Origin of the sequence: Pseudonocardia sp. Ae717_Ps2, from assembly GCF_001932475.1 — a bacterium.
GTDB lineage: Bacteria > Actinomycetota > Actinomycetes > Mycobacteriales > Pseudonocardiaceae > Pseudonocardia.
In genome coordinates this window covers 126,050-150,951 of sequence record NZ_MCIS01000018.1, presented here as the reverse complement: position 1 = coordinate 150,951, position 24,902 = coordinate 126,050, and the positions used below count along the sequence as shown (strand labels likewise).

26 protein-coding genes and 5 pseudogenes are annotated in these 24,902 nt (G+C 70.8%); 12 read left to right on the top strand and 19 right to left on the bottom strand.

Annotated elements, in window-relative coordinates; genetic code table 11:
- Both Ae717Ps2_RS39760 and Ae717Ps2_RS34200 read right to left on the bottom strand, forming a co-directional pair.
- The coding region (locus Ae717Ps2_RS39760; RefSeq protein WP_233147895.1) for a hypothetical protein at window positions 1-449 on the bottom strand (449 nt) is incomplete at its 3' end.
- 213 nt (window positions 450-662) lie between these two features.
- Window positions 663-1,198 (bottom strand): annotated as a pseudogene (locus tag Ae717Ps2_RS34200) (plasmid pRiA4b ORF-3 family protein).
- Between the two features lie 490 nt (window positions 1,199-1,688).
- Here Ae717Ps2_RS34200 and Ae717Ps2_RS34195 point away from each other — a divergent pair.
- Window positions 1,689-2,441 (top strand): annotated as a pseudogene (locus tag Ae717Ps2_RS34195) (transposase); the annotation flags it as partial.
- A gap of 145 nt (window positions 2,442-2,586) precedes the next feature.
- Here the strand turns inward: Ae717Ps2_RS34195 and Ae717Ps2_RS40790 are convergent.
- The 4 genes and pseudogenes from Ae717Ps2_RS40790 to Ae717Ps2_RS34180 form a co-directional block, all read right to left on the bottom strand.
- On the bottom strand, window positions 2,587-3,138 hold the full coding sequence (locus tag Ae717Ps2_RS40790; RefSeq protein WP_158071637.1) for a DDE-type integrase/transposase/recombinase: 552 nt from the start codon (window positions 3,136-3,138) through the stop codon (window positions 2,587-2,589).
- Window positions 3,126-3,533: an IS3 family transposase gene (locus Ae717Ps2_RS37015; protein ID WP_143510949.1), complete on the bottom strand. Its 408-nt coding sequence runs from the start codon at window positions 3,531-3,533 to the stop codon at window positions 3,126-3,128. Before Ae717Ps2_RS37015 ends, Ae717Ps2_RS40790 begins: the two co-directional genes overlap by 13 nt.
- Window positions 3,530-3,841, bottom strand: coding sequence for a transposase (locus Ae717Ps2_RS34185; RefSeq protein ID WP_158071584.1), 312 nt, complete (start codon window positions 3,839-3,841; stop codon window positions 3,530-3,532). The genes Ae717Ps2_RS37015 and Ae717Ps2_RS34185 overlap by 4 nt, the downstream gene beginning before the upstream one ends.
- Window positions 3,842-3,911: 70 nt before the next feature.
- Window positions 3,912-4,300 (bottom strand): annotated as a pseudogene (locus Ae717Ps2_RS34180) (RtcB family protein); the annotation flags it as partial.
- Window positions 4,301-4,306: 6 nt separating this feature from the next.
- On the opposite strand from Ae717Ps2_RS34180, the gene Ae717Ps2_RS34175 reads away from it, so the two are divergent.
- Both Ae717Ps2_RS34175 and Ae717Ps2_RS34170 read left to right on the top strand, forming a co-directional pair.
- A complete protein-coding gene (locus Ae717Ps2_RS34175) occupies window positions 4,307-4,843 on the top strand; it encodes an ISAs1 family transposase (protein WP_075313183.1) in 537 nt (178 codons plus the stop codon).
- An 866-nt stretch (window positions 4,844-5,709) separates the two neighbouring features.
- Window positions 5,710-6,681 carry an IS30 family transposase gene (locus tag Ae717Ps2_RS34170; protein WP_075313287.1) on the top strand — a complete coding sequence of 324 codons (972 nt, stop codon included), beginning with the start codon at window positions 5,710-5,712 and terminating at the stop codon, window positions 6,679-6,681.
- 273 nt (window positions 6,682-6,954) lie between these two features.
- On the opposite strand, the gene Ae717Ps2_RS34165 is transcribed toward Ae717Ps2_RS34170, so the two are convergent.
- Window positions 6,955-7,287 carry a hypothetical protein gene (locus Ae717Ps2_RS34165; RefSeq protein ID WP_143510876.1) on the bottom strand — a complete coding sequence of 111 codons (333 nt, stop codon included), beginning with the start codon at window positions 7,285-7,287 and terminating at the stop codon, window positions 6,955-6,957.
- Between Ae717Ps2_RS34165 and Ae717Ps2_RS37010 the strand changes: the two are divergent.
- Window positions 7,270-7,419, top strand: a pseudogene (locus Ae717Ps2_RS37010) (IS5/IS1182 family transposase); the annotation flags it as partial. The gene Ae717Ps2_RS34165 and the pseudogene Ae717Ps2_RS37010 overlap by 18 nt on opposite strands.
- On the opposite strand, the gene Ae717Ps2_RS34160 reads toward Ae717Ps2_RS37010, so the two are convergent.
- The 10 genes from Ae717Ps2_RS34160 to Ae717Ps2_RS34115 form a co-directional block, all read right to left on the bottom strand.
- Window positions 7,409-7,879, bottom strand: a complete 471-nt coding sequence (locus tag Ae717Ps2_RS34160) for a hypothetical protein (protein ID WP_075334812.1) — start codon at window positions 7,877-7,879, stop codon at window positions 7,409-7,411. The pseudogene Ae717Ps2_RS37010 and the gene Ae717Ps2_RS34160 overlap by 11 nt on opposite strands.
- 49 nt (window positions 7,880-7,928) lie before the next feature.
- Window positions 7,929-8,330 carry an RRQRL motif-containing zinc-binding protein gene (locus Ae717Ps2_RS34155; RefSeq protein WP_198932386.1) on the bottom strand — a complete coding sequence of 134 codons (402 nt, stop codon included), beginning with the start codon at window positions 8,328-8,330 and terminating at the stop codon, window positions 7,929-7,931.
- Window positions 8,327-10,420 (bottom strand): hypothetical protein, encoded by a 2,094-nt coding sequence (locus tag Ae717Ps2_RS34150; protein ID WP_158071619.1) that lies wholly within the window; start codon window positions 10,418-10,420, stop codon window positions 8,327-8,329. The genes Ae717Ps2_RS34155 and Ae717Ps2_RS34150 overlap by 4 nt, the downstream gene beginning before the upstream one ends.
- A gap of 230 nt (window positions 10,421-10,650) precedes the next feature.
- Window positions 10,651-11,979 (bottom strand): hypothetical protein, encoded by a 1,329-nt coding sequence (locus Ae717Ps2_RS37860; protein WP_158071620.1) that lies wholly within the window; start codon window positions 11,977-11,979, stop codon window positions 10,651-10,653.
- Between the two features lie 7 nt (window positions 11,980-11,986).
- On the bottom strand, window positions 11,987-12,418 hold the full coding sequence (locus Ae717Ps2_RS34140; protein WP_075334824.1) for a hypothetical protein: 432 nt from the start codon (window positions 12,416-12,418) through the stop codon (window positions 11,987-11,989).
- Between the two features lie 24 nt (window positions 12,419-12,442).
- A complete protein-coding gene (locus Ae717Ps2_RS34135; protein WP_075334806.1) occupies window positions 12,443-12,883 on the bottom strand; it encodes a hypothetical protein in 441 nt (146 codons plus the stop codon).
- Window positions 12,884-13,007: 124 nt separating this feature from the next.
- Window positions 13,008-13,313 carry a hypothetical protein gene (locus Ae717Ps2_RS34130; protein ID WP_075334805.1) on the bottom strand — a complete coding sequence of 102 codons (306 nt, stop codon included), beginning with the start codon at window positions 13,311-13,313 and terminating at the stop codon, window positions 13,008-13,010.
- The gene (locus tag Ae717Ps2_RS34125; RefSeq protein ID WP_075334917.1) at window positions 13,310-14,707 is read right to left on the bottom strand and encodes a hypothetical protein; all 1,398 of its coding nucleotides are present in this window, start codon (window positions 14,705-14,707) and stop codon (window positions 13,310-13,312) included. Before Ae717Ps2_RS34125 ends, Ae717Ps2_RS34130 begins: the two co-directional genes overlap by 4 nt.
- Before the next feature lie 5 nt (window positions 14,708-14,712).
- On the bottom strand, window positions 14,713-15,054 hold the full coding sequence (locus Ae717Ps2_RS34120) for a hypothetical protein (RefSeq protein ID WP_075334826.1): 342 nt from the start codon (window positions 15,052-15,054) through the stop codon (window positions 14,713-14,715).
- Window positions 15,051-15,368 carry a WhiB family transcriptional regulator gene (locus tag Ae717Ps2_RS34115; RefSeq protein WP_083702748.1) on the bottom strand — a complete coding sequence of 106 codons (318 nt, stop codon included), beginning with the start codon at window positions 15,366-15,368 and terminating at the stop codon, window positions 15,051-15,053. The genes Ae717Ps2_RS34120 and Ae717Ps2_RS34115 overlap by 4 nt, the downstream gene beginning before the upstream one ends.
- A 548-nt stretch (window positions 15,369-15,916) precedes the next feature.
- Between Ae717Ps2_RS34115 and Ae717Ps2_RS40785 the strand changes: the two are divergent.
- From Ae717Ps2_RS40785 to Ae717Ps2_RS34085, 6 genes and pseudogenes are all read left to right on the top strand, one after another.
- Window positions 15,917-16,096: pseudogene (locus Ae717Ps2_RS40785) on the top strand (helix-turn-helix transcriptional regulator); the annotation flags it as partial.
- A gap of 138 nt (window positions 16,097-16,234) precedes the next feature.
- A complete protein-coding gene (locus Ae717Ps2_RS34105) occupies window positions 16,235-17,164 on the top strand; it encodes a hypothetical protein (protein ID WP_233147893.1) in 930 nt (309 codons plus the stop codon).
- A gap of 48 nt (window positions 17,165-17,212) precedes the next feature.
- Window positions 17,213-17,866, top strand: coding sequence for a dihydrofolate reductase family protein (locus tag Ae717Ps2_RS34100; protein ID WP_083702754.1), 654 nt, complete (start codon window positions 17,213-17,215; stop codon window positions 17,864-17,866).
- Window positions 17,863-18,357: a deaminase gene (locus Ae717Ps2_RS34095; RefSeq protein ID WP_075334913.1), complete on the top strand. Its 495-nt coding sequence runs from the start codon at window positions 17,863-17,865 to the stop codon at window positions 18,355-18,357. The genes Ae717Ps2_RS34100 and Ae717Ps2_RS34095 overlap by 4 nt, the downstream gene beginning before the upstream one ends.
- Window positions 18,358-19,080: 723 nt before the next feature.
- Window positions 19,081-19,599, top strand: a complete 519-nt coding sequence (locus tag Ae717Ps2_RS34090; RefSeq protein WP_143510947.1) for a hypothetical protein — start codon at window positions 19,081-19,083, stop codon at window positions 19,597-19,599.
- A gap of 70 nt (window positions 19,600-19,669) precedes the next feature.
- Window positions 19,670-20,323: a hypothetical protein gene (locus tag Ae717Ps2_RS34085; protein WP_075334911.1), complete on the top strand. Its 654-nt coding sequence runs from the start codon at window positions 19,670-19,672 to the stop codon at window positions 20,321-20,323.
- A gap of 727 nt (window positions 20,324-21,050) precedes the next feature.
- On the opposite strand, the gene Ae717Ps2_RS34080 is transcribed toward Ae717Ps2_RS34085, so the two are convergent.
- Complete coding sequence (locus Ae717Ps2_RS34080; protein WP_075334910.1) at window positions 21,051-21,596, bottom strand: hypothetical protein; 546 nt, start codon at window positions 21,594-21,596, stop codon at window positions 21,051-21,053.
- Entirely contained in the window at window positions 21,596-22,498 is a 903-nt protein-coding gene (locus tag Ae717Ps2_RS34075; protein WP_158071636.1) for a ParA family protein, read from the bottom strand. The genes Ae717Ps2_RS34080 and Ae717Ps2_RS34075 overlap by 1 nt, the downstream gene beginning before the upstream one ends.
- 182 nt (window positions 22,499-22,680) lie before the next feature.
- Between Ae717Ps2_RS34075 and Ae717Ps2_RS34070 the strand changes: the two genes are divergently transcribed.
- Together Ae717Ps2_RS34070 and Ae717Ps2_RS34065 are read left to right on the top strand one after the other, a co-directional pair.
- Complete coding sequence (locus Ae717Ps2_RS34070) at window positions 22,681-23,913, top strand: hypothetical protein (protein WP_075334909.1); 1,233 nt, start codon at window positions 22,681-22,683, stop codon at window positions 23,911-23,913.
- Between the two features lie 10 nt (window positions 23,914-23,923).
- Entirely contained in the window at window positions 23,924-24,757 is an 834-nt protein-coding gene (locus tag Ae717Ps2_RS34065) for a hypothetical protein (RefSeq protein WP_075334908.1), read from the top strand.
- Window positions 24,758-24,902: the final 145 nt, after the last annotated feature.

Below are 24,902 nucleotides of genomic sequence, written 5' to 3'. Positions count from 1 at the left end.
AGCCGTCGGAGCCGGTCCAGTGTCCGTCGGGGGTGAACTCGACGAACGCTCGCCCTGCGGGTGGTGTCGTCCGCGGGGGTCCAGTGGCCGATCAGGGCCTGCTGCAGGGGATGCGCGGGGGGCATCGGTCGGCATCGGCAGCGTGGTAGCCGCGGCCGGGTCGGTCGGTGTGGTGAGTGCGGCGGGTGTGGCGGGGAGGGGTCCGACGGCGTGGGGGCCGTCGGTGTCGGTGGTGGTGGTGTCGGGTCGGGGCACGTGGACTCCTGCGGTGGGGTGCGGGGGCTGTGCTGTCCGGGTTCCCAGACCTCGTAGTAGGGCTGCTCGGCCGCGGCGGGCTGGGTGGCGTCGGCGGTGGCGGTGCTGGTGGTGAGTGCGCCGGCGGTGGTGAGGGCGACGGCGGCGAGGAGCGCTGCGGCACCGGCGCGTCGTGCGCGGGAAGTCGTGTGCATGGGTTTCATTCCAACACGGTTACTGACGGGTAGGTCCAGCCGACAGTAGGTGACCTCGCCGCCTGCGGCGGAGCGACGGTAGGTGACCGCGAAGCCTTCGGCGGTGTCGCTGCTGCGGGCCGCGTCTCGGGACGCGGGGGCGAGCCTCCTGGTCGCAGCCCCGGGCTCAGGCGGTAGGGCCCAGGTCGGCGTCCTCGGCACGGCCTGCGGGTGTCACAGCGTCAGGAGGGCGGTGTTGGTGGCGTCGAGGTCGAAGTGGTGGGGGTCGTACTGGTCTGATCCCCACCATTGGACTCGGTCGGTGTGTTCGGGGTGGTCGGGGTCGGCGAGTGCGTCGAGGAATGCGGCGTAGCCGTGGTGCCGCCGACGTCTTCGGGTGGGCAGGCGCCGCGGCCGTCGATACAGCGTGGGTAGCGCACTGCGGGCTCGGCGGTGGTGAGCGCGGTGACGGTCAGGGTGTGGTGCCAGTTGTCGCCGAAGTCGTAGACGTAGTCGGCTTCCTGCCCGACCTGGAAGAGCTGGGCGAGGGTGACGGCCTGCTCGTCGTGGGTACGGTCGCCGAGGTCCCAGGCGGGGTCCCAGTCCGGGTCGGGGATGCCGTAGCAGGTGTCGTTGATGGTGAACTTGTGCAGGTGGGAGCTCTCCCACCCCATTGCTTCCTGGATGACCTGGTGCAGGACGGCGAGGGTGACCTCGGCGGGGACCTCGACGGTCCGGTGGACCTCGAGGTCGACCTCGAGTAGTGCGATCCCGATCCGGAAGATCGCCGACCGACCCGCCTCGGCGCTGTCGAGGGAGCGACCGCGGGCACTGCCGCCGGTGCCGTGGTGTCTGTGTGGGGCATGGCTGCGATGGTCTCACCGTCTCGACCCAGCGGCAGGGCCTGGGTTCCGCAGTTGTCGCTCGGTGAAGTGGAGCAATGCTTGAGACCTGTGGATGACTGTGGAGGGGCCGTACCCTTCCGGTGATCTTGAAGGCTCTCAAGCAAGACCGGCGCAGCAACGCTGGTCGGAAGGGCACGACCCATGCTCAGCGTAGTCCCGAGGCCGGATCCGTGACGAGCCCGTGTGCAGGAGGGGCCGGCGTTGATCGACGAGCTCGTCCGCGAGGCGCCCGCCGGATGCTCGCCCAGGCTCTGCAGGCCGAGGTCGACGACTACATCACCCGCCACAGCAAACGAACGCGACGCCCACGGGCGGCGTCTGGTGGTGCGCAACGGCTCCCACGAGCCTCGCGAAGGTGGTGACAGCCGCGGGCGCGGTGGCGGTGCGGGCGCCGCGGGTCGACGACCGCCGGATCGACCCCCGCGACGGGCGAGCGGCGCCGGTTCTCCTCGGCGATCCTGCCGTCCTGGTGCCGCAGGACGCCGAAGATCACCGAGGTGCTGCCGCTGCTCTACCTGCACGGCCTCTCGTCGGGGACTTCGTGCCCGCGCTGGGGCAGTTCCTCGGCTCCAACGCGGGCCTGTCCTCATCGACGGTCACCAGGCTGACCGAGACCTGGAAGACCGAGCAGCAGGCGTTCTCCCACCGGGACCTGTCCGGGGTGGACTACGTGTACGTGTGGGCCGACGGCATCCACGTCACCATCCGCCTCGCCGAGCACAAGTTGTGTCTGCTCGTGCTCATCGGAGTCCGCGCCGACGGGCACAAGGAGCTCGTCGCCCTCGTCGACGGCTACCGGGAAGCGACCGAGTCCTGGGCGGACCTGCTGCGCGACTGCGCGCGGCGCGGCATGCGCGCCCCCGTCCTGGCCGTCGGGGACGGCGCGCTCGGGTTCTGGGGCGCGCTACGGGAGGTGTTCCCCGAGACCCGTGAGCAGCGCTGCTGGGTGCACAAAACCGCCAACGTCCTCGCCGCCCTGCCCAAGTCGGCGCATCCGGGAGCGAAGAAGGCGCTGACCGAGATCTGGAACGTCGAAGACAAACACAAGGCCCTCGACGCCGTGACCTGCTTCGACGCCGCCTACGGGGCAAAGTTCGGCAAGGCCGTGGCGAAGGTCCGTGACGACCTCGATGAGTTGCTCGCCTTCTACGACTTCCCCGCCGAAGCACTGGCAGTACCTACGCACCACGAACCCGATCGAGTCCACGTTCGCGACCGTCCGCCACCGCACCCGCGTCACCCGCGGGCCCGGCTCACGCACCGCCGGGCTCGCGATGGCGTTCAAACTCATCGAAGCCGCCCAGGACCGCTGGCGCGCCGTGAACGGCCCGCACCTGGTCGCGCTCGTCCGCGCCGGAGCAGTCTTCGAGGCCGGACGACTCGTTGAACGACCCGACGACCACACCCACACCGAAGCCGCCTAAAAGATCTTCATCCACAGGTCTTGACGATTGCTCGCCGGCGGATCCGGCGCGCGCCTGGGGTGCGGGCTGATCATGGTCTACCGCGACAGCATCGAGCGCCGTATGTCCGACGTTGGACCCGGTCGACGGGGCGACACCGGCGTCGACCAGGCGCTGGGTGAACCGCAGCGCTGTGTACTGGGCTCCCTTGTCGCTGTGGAAGATCAACTGGCCGGGGCGCAGGTCCCGCGAGCGCAGGGCGTGGTTGAGCGCGGTGAGCACCAGCGCGGTCGTCGCACGGGAGTCGGTGGCCCAGCCGACGACCCGGTTGGAGAACGCGTCACGCACCGAGGCCATCCACAACACGCCCTCGCCGGTGACGATCCGGGTCAGATCGGCCACCCACACCCGGTTCGGCGCGGCCGCGGTGAAGTCGCGTTCGAGCAGGTCCGGCGCCGGCCGGTGGGCGGGTTCTGCCGGGTCGAGCCGCCCTTCCAGCCGCGGCGCAGGTGGGCGCCCTGCAGGCCGTGCTCGCGCATGATCCGCTCGACGCGCTTGCGGCCGACGTGCACGCCTTGGCGGCGCAGCTCGAGCCAGACCCGCGGGGATCCGTAGGCGGTGGCGAACTCGCTGACCGAGCGGATCTTCACGATCTGTTCGAGGAGCACGGCGTCGTCGAGGTGGCGCTGAGAGGGGTTCGCGCGGCGGGTGCGCCAGTCGTAGTAGGTCGAGACCGGCACACCAAGGACCCGTAGTACGAGACCGGCGGGGAAGCCATGGGCGTCGACGAAGCTCATGACCACCTCCGGGTCGGGCCGATCTCGGAGGCGAAATAGGCGCTCGCCGCGCGCAGGACCTCGTTGACCCGCCGCAGCTCGGCGTTTTCCTTCGCCAGCCTGCGGTTCTCGGCGAGCATGTCGGTCGACGGCCGATCATGGCGCTCGCCGGTGTCGGCCTCGGCTTGGCGGACCCAGCTGCGCAGGGCCTCGTGATGCACCCCGAGCTGCTGCGCGAGCGTCCGGAACGTCGGGCGAGGGTCGGACTCCCGATACAGCCGAACCGCCCGTTCACGCAGCTCATCGGGGTACTTCTTCGGTGCAGTCACCAGTGCCTTCCTTCCTGGCTCTCAAGATCGAACCAGTGTTCAGACACTCCGGCAAAGCGGGGGAACCTCACAGCTCGATCATCACCCGCCGGTTGAGCCGCGCGTACTCCTGCGCCCAGTGCAGGTCGGCCCGGTAGGCGTCCATCTGCGGGGTGCCGGCGAGGAACACGGCCAGGTCGCGGTCGGGCAGCTCCTGGTTGTGCGGCAGCACCTTGGCCTTCTCGATGTGCAGGTTGGCCAGGATGTTGCCGATCCCCCGCGACCCGGAGTGCAGCATCAGCCAGACCCGGTCGTCGCCGTCGAGGCAGAGCTCCACAAAGTGATTTCCGCCCCGAGCGAGCCGAGCTGCTGGTGGGCCTTGCCACGCAGCTTGTCCTCGCTGGTCCAGGACGCATCGCGCAGATGGTGCAGCCGGTCGAAGCCGCGCCAGAACCCGGCCCAGTCGAGCTCGGTGGGCACTACCTGATGACGGTCAAGGCTAACCAGCCCACGCTGCTGGCCCGGCTGCGTGCGCTGCCCTGGAAGATGACCGGGCCGGCCGCCCGGCAGCGGGCCCGTGGCCACGGGCGGGTCGAGACCCGCACGATCAGCGTGCTCTCCCTGCAGCGGTGCCCGGACCGGGGCGGGGAGTTCTTCCCACACGCCGCCCAGGCCATCCGGCTCATCCGCCGGCGCCGCCCGCTACGTCCGGGCGCACGGTGGAAGACCGTGACCGTCTACGCGATCACCAGCCTGACCGCGTTCCAGGCAGACCCGATCTTGCTGGCCCGCTGGATCCGCGGGCACTGGAACATCGAGAACCGGCTGCACTGGGTCCGGGACGTCTCCTTCGACGAGGACCGCTCCCAGACCCGCACCGCAGCCGGACCGCAGGTCATGGCCGCCCTGCGCAACCTCGCGATCGCCGCACTCCGACTGACCGGGACCACCAACATCGCCGCCGGACTACGCCACCACGCCCGAGACGCCCACCGGCCCTTGACCACCTACAAGATCATCTGACGACTTTGCCGGGGCCCTGGCTGCGCCCCAGCTACACTCCAAGAACTATTCGAATCCCCCCAGGAGATCCAACTTCCGCCGCAGTCCAGGACAACGGCATGCGACCGGCAACGCTAACTCGATAGACCTTGTTTTTCAAAACGCCATCAACCTTAAAGCTAAATTGACACGAACTCCCCACAATGATAGAGTCGCTTAGTCGCCCGGAGCCTATCAATTGCCTCTTCGAGTTCAGCACGGAAATCAGTCCTCCCGCCCGCACTCCTTTGAATTCTCCAGACCCTGCGCAGCCACCGGAAGAGAGAGGGAAGAAGCCGTCCACAACCTTCCGAGAAGGCGATGTCATCAATCCCACGACCTTTCCCTCTACGGTGACTCTACCTTCTTCTGTCATGACCAGAAGTCCTGTCACTGCAAGCAAGATAAATAATATCGACCCGGTCGATACTGCGACAACTCGGAATCGCCTCGAGCGGCCACTAATGACTCTTAAGAGACGCTCCCGAGTTCGCAATGTAACCGTATCCTGATCATCACTTCGCAGTAGCCCCGAACCTTCTCCGCGACTCTCCGACCTCTCGCCTTGACCCATCGGATCAAAAAGACTCACTACTCAGTCCTCATTTCTTTACAGGACTCCATGCCATCTAGGCTGGCCGCTCGGTGTCCTGGGCTCGGTGCGACGGTGCGGTCAGTCGGATTGCGCGTTCTCGGTCCTGTCTGCTAGAAGGAATAGGGCCGCGGTGATTACTGCGGCGACTACAAGTAGAGTATAGGTGACGTCCCATCCGTAGCGTTCGGTGAGTTCAGCCGGTCGTAGCACTTGATCTTGGTTGTTCGGCGGGACAGGATGTTCCGTGCGTGAGATGTTGATGTTGTCGGATCGGGAGGAGATCTCGAGGGGTCTCGCGGAGGGCTTGTCCTACAAGCAGATCGCCTCGGTGGTGGGTCGTGATCGGTCGGTGATCTCTCGTGAGGTCCGTCGTCACGGCGGACGCTACGAGTACCGGGCCGCGGCAGCGCAGGAACGGGCCCTGGCGGCGCGGGAGCGGCCGAAGCAGTTCGCGGTGGACCGTCACCCGCGGTTGCGCGGGATCGTGCATGCTCTGTTGCGTGGTGGCTGGTCACCGGCCTCGATCGCGGGCCGGTTGCCGACCGAGCACCCCGATGACGAGGCTTGTCGGGTGTCTCACGAGGCGATCTACCAGTGGATCTATGCCACCCCGGTGTCCACGCTGGCCCGCGAGCTGCTCGCGCTACGGTCCGGGCGCACCGCCCGACGAGGCGGCGCCAAGCCCCCACCGGCCCCGCGGATCAAGGACCCGACCTACATCGACGCCCGCCCCGCCGACGCCCAGGGGCGCGCCGTGCCCGGCCACTGGGAGGGTGACCTGGTCATCGGCAAGAACGGCAAGACCGCCGTCGCCACGCTGGTCGAGCGCACCTCCCGGTTCCTGGTCCTCGTGCCCCTGACCGGCCGCGACGCGCTCACCGTCGGCCGTGGGGTCATCGCCGCCACCAGCGGTCTGCCCGCGCACATGCGGGCCTCACTGACCTGGGACTGCGGTGCCGAGATGGCCGGCCACGCCACCGTCACCAAGGGCTCGATGCCGGTGTACCTCGCCCACCCACACTCGCCGTGGGAACGCGGCAGCAACGAGAACCTCAACCGCATCGTCCGCGAGTACTTCCCGAAAGGCACGGACATCACCTCGGACCCGAAATACCTGGCGATGGTGGCTTGCGACATCAACGACCGACCCCGTAAAATCCACAACTGGAAGAAGCCCTCCGAGATATTCGCCGAACTCGTTGAGCTAGATGCTTCAACCGCCTGAATTCGCCCACAACTCGGATACGTTCGATACACCGCCGCGCCGACAGCCCGCGGCACGCTGCGGATCTGTAGCGTGCCGCGGGCTGCACCGTGGGCGGAGAACCGCGGGCGATCTCGACGCCGGCGACGTGTCCGGGCATGCCGGACCTCGGGCCGCCGCCCATCGATCACTCCACACCCGGCCGCGGTGAGCTACCCAGCCAGGCCACCGTCATCAACATCGGACGGGAAGCGCCGCAGTACCACCACTCGTACCTCGGCCCCGCGGGTTCGGCTACTCGAATTCTTCCTCGGTGGACCGCCACGCCACCCGGCCGGTGCCCACAGCCACGATTCGTACTTCGTCGATCTCGACGTCGTCGACGCCCTCGATCGCGACCGGGATCGCTGCCTCCACCGTCGGATAGATCGTCGTGAACGCCGCGGCTGGTAGCCAGCCTTTTTCAACCTGACCGAGGACCCGCCGCGAAGCGGCGGCAGGGGCCCCGTCGGCAGCGGCCAGATCCCCGATGATGCAGGTCAGGCCGCCGCGCGGTCGCGGTCCGGGGAGGCCCACTCGACGGCTTGACCAGCACAAACGCCAGGTTGAAAAAGGCTCACTGCCCATGCCGAGGCCATGATCCAGTTCGCGATGATCCGGCTGATGGCCGCCCGCCTGGCCGGCGAGGAACTCGCCCCACCGACCAGCCCGGTCGAGATCGAAGCCGCCCGCCGGCTAGCAGAGGACCTCAAGAACTGATCGCCCAGGTTCCACAACACGCTCTCAGGGGGAGCTGGCTGATGTAGTCGATCCAGGCCCGGGCGTGATCGCCCTCGGGGCTGAAACGGGTCAGCGGGTGCTCTGAGTAGGCGAGGGCGGCCAGGCAGCGGTGCGCGGCGACCCGGGCGGCCGGATCGGTCCCGCGCCACCGCCAGGTCCTGAACAGGTCGTGTACCAGCCCTGCCGCCTCGATGAGGGTTCGTCCCTGCGGGGTCGTCGCGCCGTAGTTGGTGACCGCGTCGAGCAGCAGGAAGTGGACGTTGCTCAGGTCCTCGGGGTGGTCGACCTGTAGAAGTCGGGTCTGGCCGCCGAGTGCGTCGAGGACCGTGGTCCGGGTGTCGGGCGTGCGCCGACGTCCGAGCAGTCGTGCAAATCCGTTTTCCATGATGCTGCCTTTCTTGATTGCGGAAATGTTGGCGTGTGTGTTCGTGCTGTTCATCGGTGCTCCTCGGGTTGGTGGGCGGGCCGGGTGGCGCTGGGCTGGTCGGTCAGGCGGCCGTGGGGGTGGCGGTGCAGGGGGAGGCGCACTCCAGGCAGGAGCCGATCGAGCGGGGGATGCAGTAGCCGGCGTCGAGCCGGCAGATCGGGCAGCGCCGTCGTGCGGCCAGGGCCCGGTCCAGCGCTGCGAGCTGAGCCGGGGACGGGACCCGCTTCGGCCCCAGTTCGGCGGGATCCCACAGCAGCGCCCACCGGCGTCCGCGGCGGCACACGACCTGCGCGACCGGGGCGGCTCCGCAGGGTGCCAGTCCGGCGGCACGCATCTGGCGGCGGGTCATCAGCCCGGCCGGAGCGGCGCGCCACCGCCAGGTCGGGAGCCCGTCCTGCAGCCACGCCGTCGGCTGCCAGCCCCACCGCTCGGTCATGACTCCGGCCCCCCGTCGCGCGCTCATCGCTGCTGCCCGGCACCGGCGAGAGCGGCGTCCCACTGGCCGTGGCCGGCCTTGGTGACCAGTCCGAGGTCGGCCAGCGCGCTGAGGGCCTTCGACGCCGCCGACGTGGTGACCTCGGCCGCCCCGGCGATCGCGCCGGTGGCGCGCTGCCCGCCGCGCACGGCGTCGAGCACGGCGCGCTGGGTGCCCGAGAGGGCGTCGAGGTCGGCGGGCACCGCGCCGAGGACGGGAAGCGAACCCCGGACGGGCATGGGGATGATGTTGTCCCCGGTCAGCGCCGCGGGCACGGTGATCTGCGCCGGGTCGGCGAACACCGAGGAGACCGGGGAGCCCGGGGTGCTCGGCGTGGCCGGTGTGCCGCCGGGTGCGGGGTGGCCGGCCGCCTGCCGCCAGGCAGCGAGGCGGGCCAGCTGCTCGGTGAGCGCGTCGTCCTCGTCGACCGGGACCGGGCGGTGCGGCGCCATCGCGAGCTCGGAGTCCGAATCGAGGGTGGCCGAGTCGAGACCCTCGGCGTGGCGGGCCATGTCGGGGGCCCAGGCCACCCGCAGCATGGCCAGCCGCCCGGCGCCGGCGGAGAAGGCGTACCCGCCGCCGGTGGGCAGGACCGACGGGCTGATCTCCAGCCCGGCGACCACGGCGCGCTCGGACTTGTTGCTGTTGCGGAAGGCGAACAGGTTGCGGTTGGCGAGGTAGCCGCGCAGCGGGGACCGGTTGCCGTAGTCGGCCAGCAGCAGCGACTGGGTCCCGACGAGCAGGCCGATGCCGTACTTGCGCCCGATGCGCACCAGGCGCTCCAGGCGCTCGGCGAACTTCACCGAGACCAGCAGCGGGTCGCTGACCAGGCGCTGCAGCTCGTCGAGGATCCACTGCACGCCGGGGAAGGCGGGGCAGGGGTGGATCTCGCGGGCCGAGGGCTGGCGGGGGTCGGTCTTGGCGACGGGCCGCCCGTCGGTGCCGATGGTCAGGGTGGCCTTGACCATCGAGCGCACCTCCAGCAGCACCTCCAGCGCGGTGAGCTGGGCCAGGACGCCCTCGGGGCCGGCGGCCGACCAGTGCGCGACCTTCATCAGCAGCGGGGAGGACCCGCCCTCGGGGTCACCGTCGCCGAACATCAGGTGCCAGCTCCCGGAGCTGAGCAGGCCCATACCGACCGATTCGAGGAACGCCGACTTCCCCGAGCCGGGCTCCCCGGTGGCCAGGCCGTTGCGGGCGCCGGCACGGTCCGCAGCGGTGTAGGTGGCGGTGTCGTCGCCGTCGGCGAACGCCCCGATCTCGACGCGGCCGTCGTGGTAGACGGGGCCGGTGTAGGGCACACCGTCGGCGAGCACGTCCCGCGTGATCACGGTCAGGTCGAACATCGACTCGTCGACGTCGCTGGGCTCCAGCACGATGCGCGAGCTGGGGCGCTGCAGCCCCGAGGCGATCCGGCCCCGCAGCGCATGGGCGGTGTCGAAGCTGGTCGAGCCCGGCACGGTGGCGACGGTGAAACGCACCGCCGCCGGCAGGACCTGCGGCTCGACGAGCTGGGAGTCCGGGATCGGACCGCGCTCAGCTGCGATGCGCTCCTCCCACCGCTGAACCATCTCCGCGATCTCCACCCGGCTCGTACCGGCGGCGGAGGCGGCCGTGCCCCGGGACCAGCGCGCGGCCTGGGCAGCCGCGTCCGGGCCGGGCTGGGGTACGGCGTGCGCGGCCTGCCAGCGCGAGCACAGCCCGATCGCCCCCAGCACCAGGACCGCCATCGCGGTCCACGACGCGGGCGAAAACAGCGAGACCACCCCGACCCACGCGGCCGCGGCGGTGGTGACGATCGCGAACCGGCGGTGGTGACCACCCAGCTGGCGGCGCCAGCCGATCGCGACCGCCGCGCCGGCCGCGCCGGTCACCCCGACCGCGACCGGTGCGGCCAGGATCGCGGCGGCGTCGCCGGCCCCCAGACGCAGCAGCTCGTGCAGGCCCCAGCCGACCCAGCCCAGAACAGCGACCCCGCCGACGGCGAGGAACGGCGCCCGCCGAGCCCGGACCCCCTGCTCGATCCGCGCCTCACGCACCAGGTGCTCACGCAGCGCCGCATCACCACGACGAGCCACCGTCCCCACTGACCGGCGCACCAGTTCTGATCCGGGCTTTGAGCTGCTAGGCGTGACGCTCATGCGAGTGCGCTCCTCCAGGTAGAAGAACCTTGCAAATCGTGCATCGACTGACGCAACGGTAGGCGTCCAGGGGAAATCTGGCAATCCTTGCGTTTGTGGCTTGGTGCCCCTGCTCCGCCACGCCGCGGATGTCCATCCTGTTGCTGGAGGCAGGGGCTGTTGTCGGGCTAGGAGGCGGTGCCCACGTAGGTGCCGTTGACGGTTCCGGCGATGGTGTCGTCGCTGAGGAGCTGGTCCTGGTGGGCGATGTGGCGGTCGAAGTGCTCACCGGCGCTCGTGGCGGTGCCGGCGGCGGTCTGGAAGCTCTCCAGCATCTGGCTGAGCTGGGCGATCGGCTCGCCGGCCACCCCGCGGCCCTCCAGGGCCGCGATGCTCTGCTCGATCTGCTGTGCGGCGTTCTCGGCGAGGGTGCGCATGGAATCGGCGAAGCGCTTCGCGGCGTGCGGGTCGAGGGTCTCGCCGCTGGCCATGTCGGTGGTGCTGGTGGTCATGGTGGGTGCCTCCGTGTTGAGGGTGTCGCCCCGGCCGGGGCTGGCCGGGGTGGTCTGGGGGTCCTGGATGATCTCCGCGTCGAGGACCTCCGCATCGCCGGCGTCAACCGCCACGACGTCGTCTCTCTCGTCCTGGCGGCCGCCGGCCATGAGGGTGAGCGGCGGGCGAGGGGTGTGCGGCTCGTCGACGATCTCGGCGTCGATGATCTCGTCGAGGTCGAGGTCGAGGTCGAGGTCGAGGTCGAGGTCGTCTGCCTCGGAGTGGTCGGCGGGGTCGTCGCGGTGGACCTGGGTGGTGGGGTCGACGTGGTGGACCTCGTGCACCTGCGTCACTCGCACGTCGATCGGTTCGCGGTGGTCCTCATGCGAGCCCGGGTCCGCAGCCCGGCCAGCCTGGTCGCCCGCGGCGCCGGTCGCGTAATTGCGGGTGCCAGCGGTTTCATATTCGTCGTCGTTATTGCTGGCAGAATTTTCGTGCTGCTCCGGGGTGCTTTCTGCGCCGCGGGCCGCCGGTCCGGTGGGGTCGGGTTCGCTGGTGGGGTTGTCGTTGTTGGTTCCGGTGGCGTCGGTCGGTTCGTGGTCGACGATGTGGACCTTCTGCGTGTGCTCGCTCGGGACGTCCCGCTCGTCGGTGCTGGTGGTGGCGTTGGGTGTGGTGGTCGGGTCGGTCGTGGCGGGTCGGCGGGCGGCGGCGCGCTCGCGGTGGCGTTCGGCGGCCTGGTCCCAGGTGTCGGCCCACAGGCCGGCGAAGTAGGACCGGGCCGGGCCCCGGGGCTTGTCGGGTCGCGGGTGCGGGTGGGCGATCCGGTCGGCGATCCGGGACCCGATCGCGCTCCCGACGGTCTGACCGCCACGGGCCATGGCCCGCTCGTGAGCCTGCGCTGAACGCTGGCGGTGCGCGGCGATGCGCGGGGACTCGGTCCCCCTCGCGGTCGCTACGAGGTCGGTGACTCCGTAGCGGGTCAGGCCCCAGGCCATAAGCAGGGAAAACAGGACGATCTCCATGCTCTGATCACCCGAGCCCGTTGAACGCCGCGCCGACGTTCGCCATGCCGGTGGAGAAGGCGTCCATCACCGTCGAGAGCAGCGGTACGCCGGCGTCGATGACGATCGTGGGGAGAGCGAGTGCGAGGAAGGCGTGCCAGCGCTTCGGCCGGGCCTTCCGCGGGTGGATGCCCTTGATGGCGACCTCCAGGGTCGCGACCAGGGCGAGGCCGGCGACGAGGGTGGAGGTGCCGATCCCGATCAGGGACCCGGTGGTGGTGCCGATGGTGCCCATCGCCCGGTTGATCAGGGCCCCGAGGACGCCTCCCACGACTCCGCCGAGGCCGAGGCCGGCGATGAGGAACAGGAGCACGGTGAACTTCGGGGCGTCCTTGTGGAACCACAGCCAGGCCCCCACGACGAGGGAGAGTCCGGCGATGGTGAGCAGCGATCCGGTCATGATCGTTCCTTTCGTCGTGGCAGGTCAGAGACCGAGCCAGTAGGGGATGGTCAGCCAGTCCGGGATGAACCAGCCCAGGACTGGGAGCCCGTTGAGGGCGGTGGCGGTGGTCGAGACAGCGGCGACCGCGGCCGCGGCCCGCCCGGGGCGGGCGACGGCCCAGACCGACAGGTAGGCGACGGTCGAGACCGGGATGGCCGCGGTGTAGGTCCAGGCCAGTGCGACGCGGCGCTGCCAGCCGTCGGTGCGGGTACTCCACTCGCCGTGGCGTGCGTAGGCGATGTGGTCGAGCAGGGAGTTCGGGCGCTCGCGCACGAACCGCAGCTCGGAGACGAACTCGCGCCCGGCCCGCTGCATGCCCGTGTGCACCCGCTCGTGCAGCGAGCTCACCGCGCTCGACGTCGTCTCCGGGGTCGAGGAGGTCGGCTCGATCTCCTGGCCGGGCCACGCCGGCCCTGGCGCCACCGGTGCCCGGTCGGCCCGGGCGGGCTCGGCCGGACGGTCGGCGACGACGTGCAGGTCCGGGCGGGCTGGCGGCGGGGTGGACCGATCCGCTGGCGCAGGGGTTTCCCAGGGCAGGGGGTGGGGCTCATCGTGGGCTCCTCTCCACGCCGCCGGGCTGGTGGCGACGGCGCTGCTCGATCAGGGCCTCCCCGGCCCGCCAGACGTGGCGGGACAGGTCGTTGAGGGCCAGGTCCACGCCCTGGGGGTCGTAGACCTGCTGTGCGGCGGCGGCTGAGCGCAGGAAGTCCACGGCGGCGGCGAGCCGCTCGTGGCCGCTGTGCGCGGCTGCGGCGCGGTCGCGGGCCTTGTGCTCGATCCGATCGGCGAGGGTGGCCTCGGCGTGGGCCCGGCGCTGGCGCCGGCCCGCTCGGTTGCTGGTCGGGGTGCTCATGCCGCCTCGCTCCCGGCCTCGATGGCCGCGCTCTCGCAATTCTGCTGGCCGATTTGCTTGCTGTTCTGCACGCGGTCCTGCCTGCTGGTGGCGCTGTCGAGGTCCTCGTGAAGCACGGCCAGCAGGGCGCTGGCGCGGTCGGTGCCGATCGCGTGCCCGGCGGCCCGCAGCCCGCTGATCAGGGCCGACCGGCTGATCCGGCGGCCTTCCTCGAGGTGCATCCGCTCGGCGATCGCACGGCCCGCCTCGACCAGCTCCGGCTCGAACCCCTCGCTGTCGAGTGCGCGCTCGGTGCCCCGGCCGGAGTGCTCCGTGCTGGGGCCGGGCTGCTCGCCCACGGCGTTCGCGCCGGGCCGGTCCAGCTCCGACCGCAGCGCGGCCGCCTCGGTGAGGACCTGGTCGTGGGCCTGCTTCAGGTGCTCCAGCTCCTCGCCGGCGGCGGCGAGCCGGACGTGGGCCTGCTCGGCGGCGGCGAGCAGGCTCTGCTCACGCTCGACCAGCTCACCGCGCACAGCCGCGACCTCGCCCACTGCCCGGTCCCGTTCGGCTGCGACGTCGGCGAGGGCCTGGTCCCGCTCGGCCGCGGTGGTCGCGGCGGCCTCGACCTCGCAGAGCAGCGCGTCGACGACCTCGACTTCGAGCATCCCGGCGCGGGTGAGGGTCCAGGCGTGGTTCCAGGCGGCGTCGGCGTCGACGATCGGGTCGGCGCTGGTGGGGCCGAGCTGCAGGCGCCGCGACCACGCCCGCCACGACACGATCGGGAACCGGGCGGCGCGGGCCAGGCCCGTGAGCCGGCGCCGGCGACGGAGCCCGTCGGCGCGGGCGGTCCGCTCGTGCTGCGACAGCAGCTCGACCAGACCGAACCCGACCAGCGACGCGACCGCGAACACGGTCCCGACCTGCCAGTTCGGCAGGTAGTGGCTCAGGTTCAGGCCCGCGGCGGTGAGCGCGATCGTCCACATCCCGGCCGCCAGACTTCCGGCCGGCTGACCGGCCCGCTCGGCCTGGTGACGACGCCAGGCCAGCAGCCACGCTGCGCCCTCCAGCATCAGCGGCACCAGCGCCGGCAACAGCCCCGGCAGGTGCATCACGTCCTTGCCGAACTGGTACTGCCCCGAGGTCGCGATCAGCGTCGGCGCGGCGCAAGCCACCAGGCCCGCCACCGCGGGCGCCGAACGCCGCCCCGCGACCCCGCGGGCCCGCCACAGGTCACGGCGGCCCTGCTGTGCGACTTGCCGGTCGACGCGCCGCTGGGTGACCGTGGCGGCCGCGCGCTCGGCGCGGCGCGCTGCGGTCTCCTCGCGGATCGACTCCGCGCGGGCACGGCGCTCCTCGGCGTCAGCCGCGGCGCGCTGGCGCTCGACGCGCGCGGCGGCCCAGTCCGTCGTGCTCACGATGCTCAGTCCTCCTGCGTCGATCCGGTGGCCGGGGCGTCCTGCTCGCGCCGGACCTGGAACTCGGCCTCGTCGAGCTGGGTGTGCTGCTCACCGAGGGCGTCGGCGAGCAGCTGCAGCGTCTGGCGCCGCCGGCGATGACGGCGGTTCAGCGCGGCGACCTCGGCGGCGTTCTGAACGTCCTGCTCGGCGATGGCGGCCTCGACGATCCGGGCCAGCTCGTCGGTCTGACGGGCGTAGGCGCCGACCAGGTCCGCGCCCGACACGACGTCGCTGACCTCGGGTACCTCACGGGCCGCGGGCACCAGGGCCAGCAGCTCCTGCAGAGAGGTGCGCTCGATGCTCACGCCGCCACCGCCGGATCCGCGGCCGCGGGACGCGGCATCCGCCGGTTCGCCCGGTTCGCCCGGCGCTCCTCGCGGGTCGTACCGCCCCAGACGCCCCACTCCCCGGCGTCGCTGGCCCACTGCTCGCACAGCGCCCGCACCGGGCACCCCGAGCAGATCGAGCGCGCCTCGGCGACGGCCTGTTCGCTCTCCTCGATCGGGAAGAACACCTCGATGTCGACGCCGAGGCAGTGGCGCCCCGGGTCGTCGAGGTGACGGGGGCTGGGGCCGGCGGCCTCGTAGGCCCTCCCGACCGCGTACGTACCGTTGGACATGCGGGTCGTCTCCTTCGTTCGACTTGGTGTGCGACCTGCAAGGGCCTCGACGGGATGCAGCCCGTCGGGGCCGTCGCTGTACGAGCCTTGTAAACCTTGCATGCGTTGCGCCATGGACGATAGAGGCTGACCCTGAAGTCTTGAAAGGGTTGCATGGCTGGTTTTTTTTGCGGATGTTGTGGGATGGTGGCGCCGTGGCGGTCCAAGGGAAGCGACGACTGGTCGGAACCGGTGTTGCGGCTACAGAGCTCGGAGTCGATCCGGCCACGTTGTGGCGCTGGGCGAAGGCGGGGGTGGTCGAACCCGAGCTGCGCACCGCCGGAGGTCATCTGAGATGGGACCTGGAGTCCCTACGTCGCCAGATCGACGCTCTTCCTGACGAAGTCCCCGGTGAGCCTGTCGAGGGCTCGTCGCCCGCCTCGGAAGGATGATTTGAAGGCGCCACGTCATAACAATCGGTCGATTCGTGGACGGTGGCTAGACCTTCGTGATTGCCAGGCGTTGACAACACTTTGGAAATTTTGGCAATTCGGCTCCGGTGATCTGTCATGACGTTCGGGGAAGCCCTGCGTGAGGCGCGCCTTCGAGCTGGACTGAAGCAGTCGCAGCTAGCCCGACAGCTGTACGTATCCCCAGCTCAGCTATGCCGCATCGAGAAGGGCGAGCGGAGGGCAAGTCCTGAACTCGCAGGGCGTGCAGACGACGTACTGGGTACCGGGAAACGGCTCCGGGAGGAGCTGGTCGGGCGCTCGCACTCAACCGCTGACGCAGTAGCGTCGGGGGAACTCGGACCCTTGGTTGCGAGTCAGACGCCCAGAGGGGAGACAGTTTTCGTGCCCGCATCGCGACGAGATTTCCTGGCGGGCATGTTCGGCGCCGCTTTGGCCGGCCTCGGGCACTCACCGGCTTTCGGCGGCGAGAGCATCAAGCCCGCGGCCTACTTCCGAGCGGCTCGGGACACCCTGATCTCCATCGACAACCTGATGGGCCCCCGACGTGCCATCCCAGAGGTCCTCGGACAGCTTCGTGAACTTGACGCCGCGCGTCGAGCTGCGCGCGGGATCGACGGCAAGGAGCTGGTCCACCTGCAGGCGAACTTCGGTGAGCTGTGCGGATGGATGCACCAGGACCTGGGTGACCACCAGGGCGCAAGGCTCTGGACCGACCGTGCGTTGGAGTGGGCCCACATTGCTGGGGACCCCGAGCTGACTGCCTACGTCCTCAGCAGGAAGGCGCACCTGGCCAGCGACATGGGCGACGGCCAGAGCGCCCGCGAGATCGCCGATGCGGCTGTCCGGATCGCTCCGAACAGCCGGCTGGAGAGCACCGCTCGGGTCTACGGAGCTCACGGGTTCGCGCTCGAAGGCGCTGCTACTGAGACGGATCGGGCATACGACTTGGCACATGCGGCTGCTGCGAAGCCGAAGGGCGACGCCACACGAGGCAGATGGCTCGATGGCAACTACATCGAGGCCCAGCGCGGCCGATCGCTCGTTGCCTTAGGCCGGTACCACGCAGCCGTGGACGTGTTCGAGACCGCCATCGCCACCCTGCCCCACGGCTACCGGCGTGACCAGGGGGTCTATCTAGCCCGCCAGGCACTGGCCCATGCGGGGAACCACGACGGCGATGCAGCAGCGACCGCGGGTATCGAGGCTCTGCAGATCGCTCAGGAGACCCATTCCGGGCGGATCGCGACCGAGCTGCCCCAGCTTGCTCGTGTGCTTCCCCGAGGTGCCACGGGCATTGCTGGCACGTTCCACGATCGATTCTCCGCCGCGGTGTCGGCGGAGTAGGACGAGAGGAGTCCAGCTGTGCGCCCGTATGTCCTGCTCAGCGTGGCGATGTCCATCGACGGCTATATCGACGACGCCTCCGACGAGCGACTGCTGCTGTCCAACTCGGCTGATTTCGACCGTGTCGACGAGGTCCGCGCCCAATCTGACGCGATCATGATCGGGGCCGGGACTCTCCGTGCCGACAACCCACGTCTGCTGGTCAACAGCGAGGAACGGCGAGCTGCTCGACTCGCTCGGGGGGCGTCTGAGTACCCGCTCAAGGTGACCTTGAGCGCTTCAGGTGCTCTCTCCCCGGATGCCAAGTTCTGGCACCACGGCGGGGCGAAGGTCGTCTACACGACCGACGCCGCGTATCCGGACCTGCTCGACTCACTTGGATCATGGGCCGACGTGGTGAGCTTGGGGGCCAAGACCGATCTCGGACGCATGCTCGACGATCTCGGCAGCCGCGGGATCGAACAGCTGATGGTCGAGGGCGGCAGCTCGATCCACACTCAGTTCCTCGCACAGGGCCTAGCCGACGAGCTGCAGGTCGCGGTCGCGCCGCTCCTGGTCGGGGAGGACAAGGCCCCCCGCTTCGTCCAGCCAGCAGCTTTCCCCGGAGGCCCGACACATCGTCTGCGGCTGGAGAACGCGGCCCAAGTCGGCGACGTCGTCGTGCTGCGGTACCTGCTTCGTGAGAGCGAGAGCGCCGCATGACCGCGCCCGACGCTCACTACCTGGAGATGAGCATCGCACTCGCAGCGAACTGCCCTGTCTCGTCGTCGGCGTTCGCGGTCGGGGCCGTCCTCGTAGGCCCTAGCGGCGCTGTACTCGCGAAGGGCTGGTCCCGGATGAACACTCCCCATGATCATGCGGAGGAAGCCGCGCTACACCTGGCGTCGCAGGACGGGGCTGATCTGACCGGGGCGACGATCTACTCCTCGCTGGAGCCGTGCGGGGACAGGGCGTCTCGGCCTGTCAGCTGCGCGCAGCTCATCGTCGAGGCGGGCGTCGCCCGCGTCGTGTACGCGGCGAGGGAGACCTCCCAGTTCGTCGAGGTCCCACGTGGGCGCGCGGTGCTCGCCGCCGCTGGCGTTGACGTCGCTCAGATCGAGGAGTTTGCGGAACGGGCACAAGACGCTGCGCGGAGTCGCCAGGGAGGTACGCCTACGATCGACCCCGAAACGACCTTCGGGGCGGCCTCGTAGAGACTGCCCCGAAGAAGTCATTCGGACGAAGTTGGCGCTTCGTCTGAGTGGCACCCGGCCTGCCAGCCGGATCCCAAGAAGCCACCCATTTCCCAAGGTGAGACGACATGACCCCAGTGACCACCAGAGCCTCACGGCTCCACGTGGCACCCGAGCTGCGTCGTATCTGCGGCTCCGAACCACCCCCAACCAAGGGGGTCGTTCGTGTCTGAAGATACGCGGACTCTGGAAGAGTTGCGACCCCCGGGGCCTTCCTCCGGGTACTCGGCTGGCTCGGATCACTCGCCCGCCGACGCGGAGCGCGGCCGGGATTTGTCCCAGACGTTGCTGGATCTGGCAGAACTTCCACTGGCTGCGCGGTTGGTGCCGTGGCAACTCAACGATCTGACCGCCAGCTCACCCGAGTCCGGCCAGTCGGAATTGGACCTGGGGAGCCGGCCGCACGTCGGGATCGATGGCGGTCCGGACCGGGACCAGGAGGTCCTCCCGCTGGAGCCGGCTCCAGCGGTGGCTCGTCGTCGTGGGCTTCGCGCGGCGCGTGTGCTGGCGTCGCTGGGACGTCGGGCTCCGGACCCGGACTCGTTGCCTGCCTACCGGGCGTCGCGGCTGCGACAGGCCCGCTGGGCGGGCCGTAAGAGAGCCGCTGCAGCGGTGGACCGGCAGGGACCGGGTCGGTGGGAGCGGGGGGACCTGGTCGCGGCGGTCCGAGTCCAGGGCGGCTGCGTGGTCGATCAGCGGGAGGCCGCTGAGCTCGTCGAGCGCGAGGTGCTGTCCGAGCGCTGGACCGGTCCGCACGCCGAGCGGGTGCGGGTGATCCTGGCCTGTCTGGTGCGGGCGATGGACTGGGAACACGGCCTGGTGCAGGGCGTGACGCGGGCGGCGATGGCGGCCGCAGCCGGCTGTAGCGAACGCACTGTGAGCCGGACGCTGGCCTGGGCCGCTGCCGCGGGTCTGGTGCTGGTGGTCGAGGAGGGCGCCAGCGGGGACTGGCTGCGGACCAGCACGGGCCGCAGCCGGACCCCCACCTACGCCATCACCGACCCAAAATCCCAGGTCAGAGACCTGAATTACAACATTGTCACCCTCCCTACGGGTTCTGTTCAGGAAAAGAACCCACACCCCGACCAAGGGCAAGAGAGATCTCCCGACAAGAAGCCGGGATCCCCGAAGACTGCGCTGAGAGGGCGGTGGCCGCTCTACGGGGCGCCCACCGACCCCGATCACCCGGACCCGGGCCCGTAACCGCCTCCTAGAGCGTCTGGGGCGGCCGCACGGGCGGCTGTCGCGGCGGCAGCGGACGCAGGTGTCGGGGATGTTGGCGTCGTGGTGGGACGCGGGGATGTGCCCGGCCGGAATCCTGCACGCCCTGGATCGCCATCCCGACCGGCCCGGGGTGGCGCGCGGTGACGCGGTGAGCGGTGCCCGGGACCTGGCCGCGGTCCTGGGTGCCCGGCTGGCGCCGTGGCGGGGCCGGCTGCACGAGCTTCCGACCGTGGTCTGGGGCCGGCCGGTCCTGGCCGAGGGCCACGACCCGGCGAGCGGGCAGCGGGCGGTGCGCTACGGACTGCCGATCACCCCCCGGACCGGAGCACGGGCCGACATCGACGACACGGGCGGCGAGTCGGACTGGTGCGCTGTGGACCTCGGACCGGATCGGACCTCGGACTCCGGACCGGACTCCGGACCGGAGCCTCCCGGTCCGCGGGTGCGGTCCGCGGTCCCGGACCGGTCCGGGGAGCCGATCACTGCGGCGGGGTCCGGTCCGCTCCGGTCCGGTGCCCCGGACTCGGTCCCGGTCCGGTCCGGGCCCGGCGCGACGCCGGTGCCCGGTCGGTCCGCGGCGAGGCCGGGCTGGCGGTCGAGCGCCCGGCGCGGGCGCGTCAGCGGGGTGCATGCCCGAGCGTTGAACCGGGCCGCCGCTGAGCGTGCCGCCCGGGCCGAGGCGCCCGGCCGCGACGGGGACTGATCGGCCGCCCGGGCCCGGCCTGGAGCTTGATGCATAGGTGTTGGGGGTCGTGGGGGCTGTCGCGGGTTCTGGCAGCAGGCCGGGGCTGCGACAGCGGCCGTGGGCGAGCCGGGCGGAACGTGGGACGGGGAGCGCGCGGGATCGATCCGTGGGGCCGTGCGCGGGTGCGGCCCGTACGGAGGGAGCCCGGGGCACGGAAATTTCCGCCGGAGCCGGTTTGCGGCCCAAGGCGCGCGCATGTACGCGCGCACGTACGCGCGCCCGACCGGAAATTTCCACCCCGAACAAGATCAAGTTTCCGAGCGGCGGCCCACCATCAAGATCAAGTTTCCGGGCCGGGAACGGCCCCGTGGCGCCTCCTGACGACGTCCGAGGCCGGACCAGTCACGCTCGGCCCAGGCGCCTCTCCAGTGGCCGGGCTCGCCGCGCGGTGGTCCGCCGCTCGCGGGCGACCGCCCGCCGTCCGGGACGCCGGTGCGTGCCGGGGCCCCCTCCCCCGGCGACCACCCTCACCGCGCGGGCCGGGGCTCGATGAGCGGGAGCCGGCCCCGCACCCGGCTGTTGCCCCACGGTGAAGGTCCGGGCGCGGCCCGCGCGGGCCGGGCGGGGCCGATCTGGAGCGGGGCGGGGCCGCCCGGGGACCGGACCGCACCCGCACCCGCATCCGGTCCTCTGCGGCTGGCTCGGACCTGGCCAGGCCGGGACCGGGACAGGTCCGGACCGGGGGCTACCGAGGTCCGGCGGCGTCGGTCCCGGTCCGGCGAGGTCCGTCGCGCTCCGGCGGCGTCGGCAGGTAGCCGTGGGAGGTGAGCCAGTCGCGTAGGGCCTCCTCGACGATCGGCTGGGGGGAGAGCCCGGACCGCTCGACGGCGTCGGTGAGGGCGGCGTCGAGGTCGACCAGGATGCGAGTGGAGAGCTGGACCCGCTCCGGTCCGCGGGGCCGCCCGACCCGGCGGGGCCGGCGCCCGTTACCGGTCCGGTCGGTCGCGGACCGCTTCGCCGCCGACCTGGCGGCCGGCCGCGGGGAGCCGGCCCGCTCGCGGTCGGTCCGGCCATGCTCACCGCTGTCGTTTCCGCGTGCGGAAACGACAGCGGGCCCGTCGACGGGGTCGGGGGTGGGGTCGGCTGCAGGGCGCTCCGGTGCGGCGTCCGGGTGGTCCCGCTCGGGCACCGCCGTGGCTGGGGCCGGGGGGAGGTCGGCGGGGTCGCGGTCGGCGTCGGCGGCCCGGCGCAGTCGCGGCTTGCTCTTCGCCTGGTCGATCAGGCCGGCCATCAGCGCACCTCGGCAATCGTGGCAAGGGTGTTGAGCACCAGGGTGTAGGCGGTGATCAGGTCTTGGGCGTCGCGGCCGGGGGCGGTGGTGATCGGCACGCACGCGGTGCGGGCCTCGCGGCGCACCACCCGCTTGGGGATCACGACGTCGACGACGTCGTCGAAGCTGTCGAGGTAGGTGGTGTCGCTGAGCTCGCCGAGGCGGGTGCGGGGCTCGACGATGGTCCGCAGCACCCCGACCTGGTGCAGTGTCCCCGGATGGGTGCGGGCCAGCCGCGAGGCGGTGCGGCGGGCGTCCTGCACCCCGACCAGGCCGTCCTCGTCGAGGGTCCCGGGGAAGACGACGTGGGTCGCGGCGAGCAGACCGGCCCCGACCAGGCGGCCGCCGGCGCGGGGCGGGAGGTCGATCACGACCAGCCGGAAGCGCTTGGCGACACCGTCGAGGGCCAGGGCCAGGCGGTGCTCCAGGTTCGGGGTGCTCGTGTCGGCCTCCCGGTGGGCCAGGACCCGCTCGGCCGCTAGGACCTGCACCGGTCTCCACTTCGGTCCGGCCGGGCGTAGGGCTTGCTCGGCGAGCCCTCGTAGCTCGGGTAGCTCTTCGGGGTCGGCGTCGGGGGGCTCCCAGAGCAGGTCGTTGACCCCGAGGGCCTCGGGGTCGGTGCTGACCGCGTCGAGCTCGGCGGTCAACGTCGCGCGCGGGTCGAGGTCGATGGCGAGGACCTCGTGCCCAGCCGCGGCCATCACCGCGATCAGCCCGGAGGCCAGCGAGGACTTCCCGACCCCGCCCTTCTCGCTGTCGATGGCGAGCACGACGGTGCCCAGCTCGGCCGGCCACCGCAGGCTCGCCGGGCCCGCCTGTTGCTGGCGCTCCAGCGCCGCCCACGCGCTCACGGGTGCGTTCACGCCGCAGAGCATGGCCGAACTCGGCGTGCAATCTCAACACCGACTTCGTGCGCATTTCCGCACGCGATAAAGAATGCGGGTACGGAAGTGCGCGATCGGCCACGGCCGTTCGGCGCTGTCGGCACACTGACGTCCTGCTGGTGACGGGATCTCCCGTCACGTGATCGTGGAAGGCGGCGACGTTGGCCGAGGAGTCGTATCTCGACCTGGACCGGTGCGCGGAACTGCTCGGGGCCAGTCCTCGGGTGCTGCGCAGAGCGGTGCGCAGCGGCGGGTTCGCCGAGCCGGCCGGTGACGACGCCGGTCAGCCGTACTGGGATCCGGAGACGGTGCAGCGGTGGTGGGCAGCCCAAGGTCCCGACCAGGCGGCGTCGGTGTCGGTCGAGCTGTGGCCGGCGACGACTGAGCCGGCGGAGTTTCTCGGGGCGACTCGGCTGCAAGACCCTCGCCGCAGACACGACGAGGTCGTGCTGCGGTGGTCGTGCCCGTCCGGGGTCGTAGGGATGCTGTGGCGGCCGGACCCGAGCCACGCCGCGAGTCGACACCTCGCCGCGCTCGTCGACGAGGTCGAGGTGGCGGTGCTGCTGCGGGTCGCTGCGGACTTCGGCCTCTACGGGCCGTCGCTGACCGCGGTCAACCGGACCCGCCCGGGCGAGCGCTACGACGGGTCCTGGCCGGCCCTGGCGCTGGTCCTGGGGCAGCCGCTGCCCTACTGGCCGTTCGCGCTGCGGGACCCGGACCTGATCGCGGCCTGGGAACCAGGAGCGGCTCCGGTCGAGGCCCCGGCCGCTCCGGACATCGAGGTCGAGCCACTGCTGCGGATGGCGTCGCTGTTCGACCCGGCTCACGCCACCCATCGCGCCCTGATCGCGCTGGTGGGGAGGGTGCAGCACCGTGCCACCCGCTCTGCCGTCGCCGACTTGGAGATGCTCGCTGAGGTCACCGCCCGGACCGAGCAGTACCCGATGCGCTGGCCGGGCCTGGGGTCGGCCACGGTGGTCGCGGCCCACCCGTTCGACGGTGGCCCGTTGACCGGAACCGACGGGCTCGACCCCACCGTGGCCCGGATCGGGTGGGGTGAGCTGTTGGAGCGCACCGACCCGCTGTCCTGGGCGTGTGTGGTCCAGTGTCTGCGCTGGGACGGCGGACGCTACTTCCCGTTCGCGCAGCTGCTGCGTCTCGACCCGGACGACAGGGTCGGTGCCGAGTGGCGCCTGCGCCTGGAACCCACCACCGGCACCGCAGCGCAGTTCGCTCTGCTCACCGGTCCTTCCTACGAGATCGAGGGCCCCTGCTACCCGCGTGACGGCAAAGCCGATCTGATCGTGATGAAGACCCGAGGCGGATCCGCGCCCACCGTCGCTGTAGGCCACCAGCTGCGCTACAGCTGCTTCGCCGGCCTCGGCCGACGATGAGACCACCAGCATGAGCACCGAGAACAGGAAGACCACGATGGAGTCCGAGTCCGAGTCCGAGCTGGTGTCGTTCCCGTTCGGGCCGGGGTCGATGCGCCGGTTCCAGGCCGGGACGAAACGGGCTGCGGTGGTGCCGGCAGCGCAGGCGGTGTTGCTGGGTACCAGGTCGTCGTTGGTGGCGCGCTCGTCGTTCGGTGACGCCCGACTGCCGTTGCAGGTCATCGCCCGTCACGACCTCCCCGCTGGCCTTGACGGCCTGCCCAAGCAAGCTGAGGCGGTGGGCCTGACACTCGCTGACTTCACGAGCGAGACGCAGTGGTCCAGCTATATCGAGATGACGCGGGAGAACGTTCCGGGCGCGGCGGTGCTGCTGGTCATGGAACCGACCGGCCCGATGACCGGGACCCTGTACAACAAGAAGAAAAAGACGTGGGGCGGACTAGGGGCTTTGGCGTGGTATCGGGTGGATCTGGAGTTGCTGGCCCCGCCGGCTGCGCCGATCTACTCAGCTGATCAGGAAACCCTGGCCGCGCGGATCACGACCGTTCTCGATCACCTCGCTCCGGCAGCAGAAACCCGGGAGGCAGCCGAGGCCGTCGTCGAGGTGCTGCTGCAATCAGGGCGGGCCCACGGGAAGATCACACCCGAGCTGACCGCCGCGCTCGGGCATACCCGCGTCAATGCGGCGGTGGACTGGCTACGACGGAACAAGCTACTGGTCGGGCTGGCCCGGGAACGGGTGTGGAGCCCACGCCTGCTCGTCGGGTTACGGGTCCGGATACCGGTCTCACAAGCCGGCGACCGCACCCCCGAACCAGACCGACCGCCGCCGGCTCGGCGATAACCGCGGCCCGCCATGTCGTCCCATTCCGAGCCCTGGGCTTTCGAAGCTGGGCCCGAGGTTGATGCGGTGAGCCGCGGGTATCGGATCGAGGCCGATGTCGAGCTGTCCAGCGACTGAGCCTTTTTCAACCTGGCGTTTGTGCTGG

Bases quoted from the DNA above. Each gene is read 5' to 3' on its own strand.
- Ae717Ps2_RS37015 (WP_143510949.1), bottom strand. From the start codon at position 3,533: ATGAGCTTCGTCGACGCCCATGGCTTCCCCGCCGGTCTCGTACTACGG.
- Ae717Ps2_RS34175 (WP_075313183.1), top strand. From the start codon at position 4,307: ATGACGGTCAAGGCTAACCAGCCCACGCTGCTGGCCCGGCTGCGTGCG.
- Ae717Ps2_RS34170 (WP_075313287.1), top strand. From the start codon at position 5,710: ATGTTGATGTTGTCGGATCGGGAGGAGATCTCGAGGGGTCTCGCGGAG.
- Ae717Ps2_RS34165 (WP_143510876.1), bottom strand. From the start codon at position 7,287: ATGGGCAGTGAGCCTTTTTCAACCTGGCGTTTGTGCTGGTCAAGCCGT.
- Ae717Ps2_RS34160 (WP_075334812.1), bottom strand. From the start codon at position 7,879: ATGAACAGCACGAACACACACGCCAACATTTCCGCAATCAAGAAAGGC.
- Ae717Ps2_RS34155 (WP_198932386.1), bottom strand. From the start codon at position 8,330: ATGAGCGCGCGACGGGGGGCCGGAGTCATGACCGAGCGGTGGGGCTGG.
- Ae717Ps2_RS37860 (WP_158071620.1), bottom strand. From the start codon at position 11,979: ATGGAGATCGTCCTGTTTTCCCTGCTTATGGCCTGGGGCCTGACCCGC.
- Ae717Ps2_RS34140 (WP_075334824.1), bottom strand. From the start codon at position 12,418: ATGACCGGATCGCTGCTCACCATCGCCGGACTCTCCCTCGTCGTGGGG.
- Ae717Ps2_RS34130 (WP_075334805.1), bottom strand. From the start codon at position 13,313: ATGAGCACCCCGACCAGCAACCGAGCGGGCCGGCGCCAGCGCCGGGCC.
- Ae717Ps2_RS34115 (WP_083702748.1), bottom strand. From the start codon at position 15,368: ATGTCCAACGGTACGTACGCGGTCGGGAGGGCCTACGAGGCCGCCGGC.
- Ae717Ps2_RS34105 (WP_233147893.1), top strand. From the start codon at position 16,235: ATGTTCGGCGCCGCTTTGGCCGGCCTCGGGCACTCACCGGCTTTCGGC.
- Ae717Ps2_RS34100 (WP_083702754.1), top strand. From the start codon at position 17,213: ATGTCCATCGACGGCTATATCGACGACGCCTCCGACGAGCGACTGCTG.
- Ae717Ps2_RS34095 (WP_075334913.1), top strand. From the start codon at position 17,863: ATGACCGCGCCCGACGCTCACTACCTGGAGATGAGCATCGCACTCGCA.
- Ae717Ps2_RS34085 (WP_075334911.1), top strand. From the start codon at position 19,670: ATGTTGGCGTCGTGGTGGGACGCGGGGATGTGCCCGGCCGGAATCCTG.
- Ae717Ps2_RS34080 (WP_075334910.1), bottom strand. From the start codon at position 21,596: ATGGCCGGCCTGATCGACCAGGCGAAGAGCAAGCCGCGACTGCGCCGG.
- Ae717Ps2_RS34065 (WP_075334908.1), top strand. From the start codon at position 23,924: ATGAGCACCGAGAACAGGAAGACCACGATGGAGTCCGAGTCCGAGTCC.